Origin of the sequence: Enterococcus sp. 2STP (genome assembly GCF_032465635.1) — a bacterium.
Classification (GTDB): domain Bacteria; phylum Bacillota; class Bacilli; order Lactobacillales; family Enterococcaceae; genus Enterococcus_B; species Enterococcus_B lactis.
In genome coordinates, this window is the sequence record NZ_JAWDJH010000035.1 from 1 (window position 1) to 8,521 (window position 8,521).

The following is an 8,521-nucleotide window of genomic DNA, read 5'->3' on the forward strand; positions in this document are numbered from 1 at the left end:
AAACTATACTAACATTGTTAGCGTTTGCTATATGTATTATTATTGTTTTTTATACACAAATACTTATCTTCAAAATAAATTATTCAATGTAGATGTATATTTTTTACATAATAACAAATTTTATTTGTAAAGTATTAAAACTTATGTTTAATCCAGATGTGTTAAAACTTTACAAATTCTTTAAAAAAAGTAACAATAACTATAGTGAACAATAAGGAGAGGACTTTTTAATGCGTGTTAATAAAATCGATTTTCACTTTTCAAAACTCAGATATCAACCTGATTTTGAACATTTCTCGGATGAAGAGTTCCAACAGATCAAGGAACATACTGTTCTTCGTTCCTATAAGAAAGGACAAATCCTTTTTGATGATGGTGATCCTAGACAACGGTTATATATCTTGACCAAAGGACTTGTTCGTTTAGAACGTTACGATGAAAGTGCCACCTATTATTATTATGATTACGTGACTACCAATAACCTTTTTCCTATGTCAGGAATGTTTGGAGAAGAGACCTACACTTATACAGCTCAAGCGATGACTGATATCGAAACTTTCTATCTTCCTGTTTCCTACTATGAAAAATTAGCACGAAAAAATCCTGAACAACTGATCTATATGATCCAAAAAATTTCTAAAGTAGTCGAAATACATGAGTTACGTATCCAAATTGGATTAACCTCCAGTGCTTTTGATCGAGTGAAACAAAATCTATTCATTTTGAAAGAAGAACTTGGCGTACCAACAGAAGACGGCCATATCACCATTCCTTATCCAATTACCTTAAAAGAATTAGCAGTGAATAGCGGTACGACACGTGAAACTGCTGGACAAGTAATCAAACAACTACGTGATTCAGGACTGTTAGATTATCACAAAAAGCATTTTACTTTCTGTAAGACCGCTACTACTCCAGCTTTGAGAGAATAACGCGACAAAAAGAAACAGCGATCCTGATATTTATCGGGGGCGCTGTTTCTTTTTGTTTCGTCTATTCAAATGATTGGTAATAATAAGTGAGATCACTCTCTTTTTTTGTTCCATTGTAAACTACACCTAATATATTTGCTTTTGCAATCTGCAACAGTTCTTTCGCTTTTACCAACTCTTGTTTCTTTGTCTTTCTTTCTCTGACAACAAGTAGCGTTCCATCCGTTTTTGCTGCAAGGATTTGAGCATCCGTTACAGTCGCTACCGGAGGCATATCAAAGATGACCAGATCAAAGTCAAGTATCAGTTCCTCTATTATCTCTTCCATTCTTTTCGTCCCTAAAACTTCCGAAGGGTTGGGCGGCTTTGGACCACTGGGCAAGATCCAAAGATTTTCTATATGTGTTTCAGTTATGTAATCGTCCGCTATCCGTTCACGCTCACTAAGTAAATTACTCAATCCTTCATTATGCGGCAATTGAAAAGACAATGCTACAGTTGGTTTCCTCAAATCGGCATCTACAAGTAAGACCTGTTTTCCACTATTTGCAAAAACTACTGCTAGATTAGCGGCAGTAATAGATTTCCCTTCATCTGGGCCGGAAGAAGTGATGACCAATGTATTCAATTCCCGATCAATCGCTGCAAACTGGATGTTGGACCGGATCGTTCGATATTTCTCGGCAGTAATCGATTGATCAGCTAGTGCAACTAAAGGAACCGGAGAGGCAGCTATTTTCTTTTTCTTCATATTCTCTCTACTTTCTTTTTTCATTTTGTATTCAGACTTTCTATGTACACGAATAAATCCTATGATTTATTGAATTAATCATAGCACAGGAAAAAAACGAACACAATTTATATAATAACTATTTTTTATTACAGATATTAGCATAAAATGTTTTTAAAACAATATATATAATAAATTTAAATAACACATTCAATTAAAAATAGGCAAAAAATAGGGTTGTGACAAAAATCTGCCACAACCCTTATTACAATAAATAGTGTTCAAAAGCTTGCATCTACGGTAATAAGTTCAACCAAGTCAAAAACATGTGAAGCTGTTTTTTCTTTGCTGTTCTTATAACTTGATGCAGGGCAGCTTTTTCACACTCTCTTTCATTTATTCAGATAAAACCAAGCTTGGATCAGCATTCAACTGATAGCTGGCAAAATTTCTTTTTTGCATTTCCACATGTGCTGCTGCTCCAATCATTGCAGCATTATCTCCACAAAGTCTCAGAGGCGGAATCACTAATTCTACTTCAGGGAGTTTAGCTGACAGAGCAGCTTGCAATCCTTCACGCAACCCTTGATTGGCCGCTACACCTCCAGCTACAACCAGTTGCTTGACTGGATAATTTTGACAAGCTCGAAGTGTTTTAGTAATCAATACATCGATCACACTTGCTTGAAAGCTAGCTGCTAAATCATTTTTGTCTAGATCTTCTCCACGCTGTTGTGCATTATGCACCAAATTGATAAATGCACTTTTTAATCCACTAAAACTGAAATCATAATTATCTTCATGGATCATTGCTCGTGGAAAATGATAATTATCTTTTCCTTGATGAGCTAGCTGATCGATTTCTTTTCCGCTTGGATAAGAAAGACCTAAGACTCTTCCAACTTTGTCATAAGCTTCTCCTGCTGCATCGTCTCTTGTCTCCCCAATGATTTCATATGATCCATCTTCTTGCATATAGACTAATTCTGTATGTCCTCCGCTAACAAGAAGTGCCATCAATGGAAACTGGAATGGTTTGACCAGACGTGCGGCATAAATATGACCTGCCATATGGTTCACAGGAATCAGCGGCAATTGGTGTGCCCAAGCAAAAGCCTTAGCTGCAGAAATACCAATCAACAAAGAGCCGACGAGTCCAGGCCCATAAGTGACAGCGACTGCCGATAAATCTTCTGCCGATACACCAGCTTCTACCAGTGCATCTTCCAAGCATAAGGTTATTTGTTCTACATGATGGCGGCTAGCTACTTCAGGCACCACTCCGCCAAAACGTTTATGACTGTTTATTTGGGAAGCAACGATGTTAGATAAGATCTCTGTTCCATTTCTAACGACCGCTACACTCGTTTCATCACAACTTGATTCAATTGCCAGAATCAATTCTTCATTCATTTCATCGTCTCCGTTTTTAACTTTCTGCTCATAATAATCGCATCTTCTGTCGGATTGCGATAATATGATTTCCGTTTACCTAATATACGGAACTTTTCTGATTCATAAAGTTTTCTTGCTGCTTCATTAGACAGACGTACTTCTAAAAAAACATGCAGCGAATCTTTTATTTGTTCCGCAATCAGCAGATGTAGCAAATGCCGTGCATAGCCTTTTCCTTGTTCTGAAACTGCAACAGCGATATTCGTGATTTCGACTTCATCCATTACTTTCGAATACCCGACAAAACCACAGATCTGATTATCTTCAACTAAAAGAAGATAATCTGTGTGGGGCTGTTGGATATCTGTCAAAAACTGCATCTTCGTCCAAGGTGAGCCATATGGATAAGCATTTTCGCTAATTGCCCATACGCATTCTGCCAAATATGCTTCATCAAAATCTTTTTTTCTGCAAATCAACTAATCTCACTCATTTTCTAAAATTTTTATCATATCTAACGCATCTTCTTTTGTTTCAGTGTAATATCTTTTTTTGATCGTCGTTGCTTGAAACCCTAATTTCCGATAAAGTCTTTGCGCATCCTGATTACTCATGCGTACTTCCAATGACATCGTCTCACAGCGATTCATTATAGCAAAGTTCTCGATTTCGTCAATAAGCAGCGAACCGATTCGTTTACGCTGATATGCCGGTCGAACAGCAATATTCGTGATATGACAATCTAAACCGAACGCCCTTGAGCCAACAAACCCGATCATTCTTCCATTATCAAAGATCCCTAAATATAGATGAGGAAGTGGTGACTTCAATTCTGACATAAAGGCACTTTTGGTCCATGGCAATTCGCCATTATAGACTTCTCGTTCGACATCCAACAGCTCTTTGATATCTTCTGTAGTCAATTCTCTTAGTATATAGCGACGATCGATTTGTTCGATTGTTTTTTCTGCATAGATCATTTTATCTTGAAAAAGGCTTCTAGCATATGCTTTAAATTTTTTCAACATAGCTTTCGTCTCCAGGCGTGTGCGTCTCTAACCATTTCTCTTCAGCTTCTACTCGTTTTAAATAACGAGGGAGAAAAGCTTGTTTATCTGCAACTGGTTCATCCAACGCACCTAATTGAGCCACAGTCACACCACTTGGGATATCCCATGCTGGAACTGTATTAATCATCGCATCAGGTAGCATTTCTTTTATTTCAGAGATGAATTTATGACAATCACTCCCAACGAAATAAATAGCTTCATTCAGCTCTTGTAGTTGTGCAAACAAATCAGAAGCAGCAATATGTACATCTTCAAGTACAGTTTCTAATCTATTTTCTTTCCAGCGGTATGCCCCAGCATAGACATTTTTTCTTCGAGCATCAAACATGGGCACAATCATTTTATTCACCCCGACACAATTAGCCGCGATGGCTTTCAGGCTAGATACTCCTATTAGATCTTTATCTAGTGTATAAGCAATCGTTTTTGCTGTCGTTACACCTATACGAAGTCCTGTATAAGAACCAGGACCATCAGAAACCGCGATTCGGTCAATGTCTTGGGGACTCATTTGAAGATCTGCAAACAATTGGTCAATGGCAGGCATCAGCGTCACACTGTGGTTGCGTTTGATATTTGTCTGTATTTGCCCAAGAATTTGTTTATCTTCCACCACACCGATCGCCAAAGTTTGATTTGCAGTATCTATTCCTAATGTAATCATATATTTGATCCTTTCTGCTATAACATTCTCGCCTTCCATTGTAGCATACTTTTTTATTCCAATGATGAAAATATCAAAGGCAAAACTAGTACAATGATACATGATTATCTGCTGACCGGCAAATCTAGTTTCTTCCTTACATACACAAAAAAAGTTGCGGTATCACGACACTTTACCACAACTTTTTCTTTTTTTATTTCGTCGACTCTCGAACAATCAACTCTGTTTCCACAATGATTTTTCTTGAAACTGGTGCTTTGGAATTACTTAGTTGAAGGATCGTCTCCACTGCTAGCTCTCCCATCCATTCCGTATAAACTTTCACAGTAGAAAGAGAGGGTGTCACATATTTCGCTACACTGACATCGTTGAAACCCATCACGGAAATATCTTCTGGCACCGCTAAACCTGTTTCTTGAATCGCTTTCAGCGCGCCAATCGCTAAGGCATCATTAGCCGCAAAAAGTGCGTCAGGAATCTGCTCGTTTGTTTTTAAATATTTTTTAACCGCTTGATAGCCTGACTCGACAGAAAAATCTGCTTCGATAATTGAACCTTCGTCGTAGCCTTTTTCTGCTAAAACTTGTTGGAATGCCATGATTCTAGGATCCCTTAGTCGCTGATGGTTTTTCTTTGTATATTCTGTTCCAGCAAGCATCGCGATATGTTGTGCATTCTGGGAAACAAAGTGCTCAATGACTTTTTGAACACTCGACTTAAAATCGACAACTATAGAATCGATTCCTTGAGAAGTGCCATCAGAATCTACCAGAAGCAAGGCTTGTTGGGATTGTTTCAAATCCAACAGCTGAGCTTCATCGAATTTCCCTAATGCGATCGTTCCATCTGCTGGAAGCTCACTAATGGAATCCCACGTTTCTTTCAACAAAGTAACGTTTGCTTCTTCTGCCTTTTTTTCGATTCCTAAACGAATAGACAAATAATAAAGATCTTCAAGTTCTTCTGTATCATCGTACCATTGGATCAGACGAAGGGTTTGCTTAGCATTTGCTGCATTTTTGCGGTGCTTCGTATAATTCAAGCGTTCCGCTGCTTCAAAAATTTTTTGCTTTGTGGCTAAGCCGACGGAAAGTTCAGGATCGTAGTTGAGCACTCTTGAAACAGTAGCAGGAGAAACTCCTGCCAACTGAGCAATGTCTTTAATTGTTGCCATTTGTCTCTCCTCCTTTTTTCCGTTTATAAAATCGCAGTAAACCGCTCAAACGCTGCTTGTCCTTTTTCATCTCGCTTGAACACCCCAGCATCTTCTAGGACACGAGCAAAAACCTGACCTACAGCTTTTTGTACAACATCAGTGACCGCGTCTTTCGTCAAATCAGGATGCTCTTTTTTCAACTGTTCTGCCCATGGACGATGATATTCAGCCATCTGGTTTTCTTCTCCCAATAAGAACCGCTCTACTTCTGCTAGTTCCGGTTTCAAACGAGGTGGTAAAACAGCAAGCCCCATTACTTCGATCAATCCAATGTTCTCTTTCTTGATATGTTGGACATCTTTATGCGGATGAAAAATACCATCAGGATGCTCATCTGAAACATTATTGTCTCGAAGGACAAGGTCCAGCTCAAAATAATTGTCCCTTCTTCGTGCAATTGGCGTAATCGTGTGGTGTGGTGTACCATCTGCTGAAAAAGCCCGGATTTCTACTGTTTCATCCGAATATTCTTTCCACTTTTCCAACACTGAATTAGCTGCTTCAATCAGCAACTCTTTATCTGTTGATTGCAAACGGATCACAGACATCGGCCATTTCACAACTCCTGCGATGACTTGCGGATAATCTGCTAATTTGATGAGTTTTTCTATCGGTGCTTTTGCCATAGGAAATTCATGACGTCCTGCCTGATAATGATCATGAGAAAGAATCGATCCTCCAACAATCGGCAAGTCAGCATTTGAACCAACAAAGTAATGAGGCAAGACTTCAGTAATCCGAAGCAGTCTAACAAATGTTTCCTTTGAAATTTTCATTGGACGGTGCTGCTCTGATAAAATGATCGAATGCTCATTGTAATAAGCATAAGGAGAATATTGGAATCCCCAGCTTTCACCATCTAGATTCATTCGAATGATTCGATGATTGGTGCGGGCTGGATAATTCAAGCGTCCTCTATATCCTTCATTTTCCATGCACAGCATACATGTAGGATAATCTACTTTGGCTGCCTCACGTTCTGCCGCAATTTGTTTTGGATCTTTTTCTGGTTTAGATAAATTGATCGTGATTTCCAATTCACCATATGCTGACTCTGCTGGAAATTTGATATTTTTAGCGATGGCTCTTGTTTTGATGTAATCATTTTTCTTACTTAAATCAAAGAAATAATCAGTTGCTTCCTCTGGACTTTTCGAATAATGCTGCGCAAAGAATGCATTGACAACGGAAGGCGGCGGTGTAAGAAAATCCATCAATTGTGCTTCAAAAATCTCTTGTTCTGCTGGTAATTCTGAAAGAACACCATTTTCTCTTGCCTTAGCGACAAGCTGATCCAATAAGTCTACTGATTCTTCCTTAACTGATCTTACTTCGACGCTTTCTAGAGCGTCTTCTCCCACCATCCCTAAAAGACGATTCTGTAAATATAAGCGGTCCATTTCCATCCATCCGCCAGCTTCGATCGCAAGTGTGGCAAAATCACAAATCGTTTGACTGATTGACATATCTCATTCCCCTATTCTTCATAACCATTTGGATGGCTGACATGCCAATCCCATGCTGTTTTGATAATTTCTTTGATATCTGTGTATTCAGGTTTCCAGCCCAGAATCTCTCTCGCTTTTTCACTTGAAGCGACTAATCGGCTAGGATCTCCAGCTCTTCTTGGTGCTATTTCTGCCGGGATTTCTTTCCCCGTCACTTCTCTAGCTGCTTCTAACATTTCCTTGACCGAATACCCTTTGTTACTACCTAAATTGAAGAAGTTGCTTTCGTTTCCTTCTTTCAAGTATTCCAAAGCTAAAATATGTGCGGCAATCAAGTCTTCTACTTGAACATAATCTCTAATACATGTTCCGTCTGGTGTATCGTAATCGTCTCCATAAACAGCCAATGCTTTTCTTTGACCAAGAGCTACTTGTAAAATGATTGGGACAAGATGCGTTTCTGGTGTATGATCTTCTCCGATAGATGCATCTGCTTTTGCTCCGGCTACATTGAAGTAGCGCAAAGCGACATAGCGCATGCCATACGCTTGGTCACACCACTTCATCATTTTTTCCATCATCAATTTGCTTTCACCATACGGATTTTTAGGATTAGTTGGTGTATTTTCCGTGATTGGAGACTCTTTCGGCTCTCCATAAGTTGCTGCAGTAGAAGAGAATACGATTTTATTCACGTTGAACTCGTGCATGACTTCAAGTAAGATTTGCATACCGTATACGTTGTTGTTGAAATACATCAATGGTTTTTCGACAGATTCTCCTACTAAAGAGCTTGCAGCAAAATGGATTACTCCTTCAATCGGTTCCTTTTCAAATACGGAACGTAGAAATTCTTTATCCCGAATATCTCCTTCATAAAAATGAGCATCTGGATGTACTGCTTGTTTGTGACCTGTGAGTAAATTATCTACCACAGCGACTTGATACCCCTTTTGAACTAGCTGGTCTACAGCGTGCGAACCGATATAACCGGCTCCGCCTAGTACTAAAATTGTCATAAAAAACACTCCTTTGATTAGTGAAATTGTGTTTGTTGATTCTATAT

The 8,521-nt window shown here is 38.8% G+C and carries 9 protein-coding genes; 1 reads left to right on the forward strand and 8 read right to left on the reverse strand.

Features of this window, described 5'->3' with window-relative positions:
- Positions 1 to 230 precede the first annotated feature (230 nt).
- Positions 231 to 932 carry a Crp/Fnr family transcriptional regulator gene (locus RWU19_RS13240; RefSeq protein ID WP_002329347.1) on the forward strand — a complete coding sequence of 234 codons (702 nt, stop codon included), beginning with the start codon at positions 231 to 233 and terminating at the stop codon, positions 930 to 932.
- Between the two features lie 61 nt (positions 933 to 993).
- On the opposite strand, the gene RWU19_RS13245 is transcribed toward RWU19_RS13240, so the two are convergent.
- From RWU19_RS13245 to galE, 8 genes are all read right to left on the reverse strand, one after another.
- The gene (locus tag RWU19_RS13245) at positions 994 to 1,683 is read right to left on the reverse strand and encodes a CpsD/CapB family tyrosine-protein kinase (protein ID WP_123837737.1); all 690 of its coding nucleotides are present in this window, start codon (positions 1,681 to 1,683) and stop codon (positions 994 to 996) included.
- A 375-nt stretch (positions 1,684 to 2,058) separates the two neighbouring features.
- On the reverse strand, positions 2,059 to 3,075 hold the full coding sequence (tsaD, locus tag RWU19_RS13250) for a tRNA (adenosine(37)-N6)-threonylcarbamoyltransferase complex transferase subunit TsaD (protein WP_002308884.1): 1,017 nt from the start codon (positions 3,073 to 3,075) through the stop codon (positions 2,059 to 2,061).
- Positions 3,072 to 3,536 carry a ribosomal protein S18-alanine N-acetyltransferase gene (gene rimI, locus RWU19_RS13255; protein WP_002308883.1) on the reverse strand — a complete coding sequence of 155 codons (465 nt, stop codon included), beginning with the start codon at positions 3,534 to 3,536 and terminating at the stop codon, positions 3,072 to 3,074. The genes tsaD and rimI (RWU19_RS13255) overlap by 4 nt, the downstream gene beginning before the upstream one ends.
- 6 nt (positions 3,537 to 3,542) lie before the next feature.
- A complete protein-coding gene (gene rimI / locus RWU19_RS13260) occupies positions 3,543 to 4,085 on the reverse strand; it encodes a ribosomal protein S18-alanine N-acetyltransferase (protein WP_002329349.1) in 543 nt (180 codons plus the stop codon).
- A complete protein-coding gene (gene tsaB, locus RWU19_RS13265) occupies positions 4,069 to 4,791 on the reverse strand; it encodes a tRNA (adenosine(37)-N6)-threonylcarbamoyltransferase complex dimerization subunit type 1 TsaB (RefSeq protein ID WP_033603063.1) in 723 nt (240 codons plus the stop codon). Before tsaB ends, rimI (RWU19_RS13260) begins: the two co-directional genes overlap by 17 nt.
- Positions 4,792 to 4,984: 193 nt before the next feature.
- Positions 4,985 to 5,965 (reverse strand): LacI family DNA-binding transcriptional regulator, encoded by a 981-nt coding sequence (locus RWU19_RS13270; RefSeq protein WP_002308880.1) that lies wholly within the window; start codon positions 5,963 to 5,965, stop codon positions 4,985 to 4,987.
- Between the two features lie 23 nt (positions 5,966 to 5,988).
- A complete protein-coding gene (galT, locus tag RWU19_RS13275; protein ID WP_123837736.1) occupies positions 5,989 to 7,473 on the reverse strand; it encodes a UDP-glucose--hexose-1-phosphate uridylyltransferase in 1,485 nt (494 codons plus the stop codon).
- Positions 7,474 to 7,484: 11 nt separating this feature from the next.
- Positions 7,485 to 8,474 carry a UDP-glucose 4-epimerase GalE gene (galE, locus tag RWU19_RS13280; protein WP_002329353.1) on the reverse strand — a complete coding sequence of 330 codons (990 nt, stop codon included), beginning with the start codon at positions 8,472 to 8,474 and terminating at the stop codon, positions 7,485 to 7,487.
- Positions 8,475 to 8,521 lie beyond the last annotated feature (47 nt).

What these genes read in the sequence shown, in the direction of transcription:
- RWU19_RS13240 (WP_002329347.1), top strand. Translation starts at nt 231, where the DNA reads ATGCGTGTTAATAAAATCGATTTTCACTTTTCAAAACTCAGATATCAA.
- RWU19_RS13245 (WP_123837737.1), bottom strand. Translation starts at nt 1,683, where the DNA reads ATGAAGAAAAAGAAAATAGCTGCCTCTCCGGTTCCTTTAGTTGCACTA.
- tsaD (WP_002308884.1), bottom strand. Translation starts at nt 3,075, where the DNA reads ATGAATGAAGAATTGATTCTGGCAATTGAATCAAGTTGTGATGAAACG.
- rimI (WP_002329349.1), bottom strand. Translation starts at nt 4,085, where the DNA reads ATGTTGAAAAAATTTAAAGCATATGCTAGAAGCCTTTTTCAAGATAAA.
- tsaB (WP_033603063.1), bottom strand. Translation starts at nt 4,791, where the DNA reads ATGATTACATTAGGAATAGATACTGCAAATCAAACTTTGGCGATCGGT.
- RWU19_RS13270 (WP_002308880.1), bottom strand. Translation starts at nt 5,965, where the DNA reads ATGGCAACAATTAAAGACATTGCTCAGTTGGCAGGAGTTTCTCCTGCT.
- galT (WP_123837736.1), bottom strand. Translation starts at nt 7,473, where the DNA reads ATGTCAATCAGTCAAACGATTTGTGATTTTGCCACACTTGCGATCGAA.
- galE (WP_002329353.1), bottom strand. Translation starts at nt 8,474, where the DNA reads ATGACAATTTTAGTACTAGGCGGAGCCGGTTATATCGGTTCGCACGCT.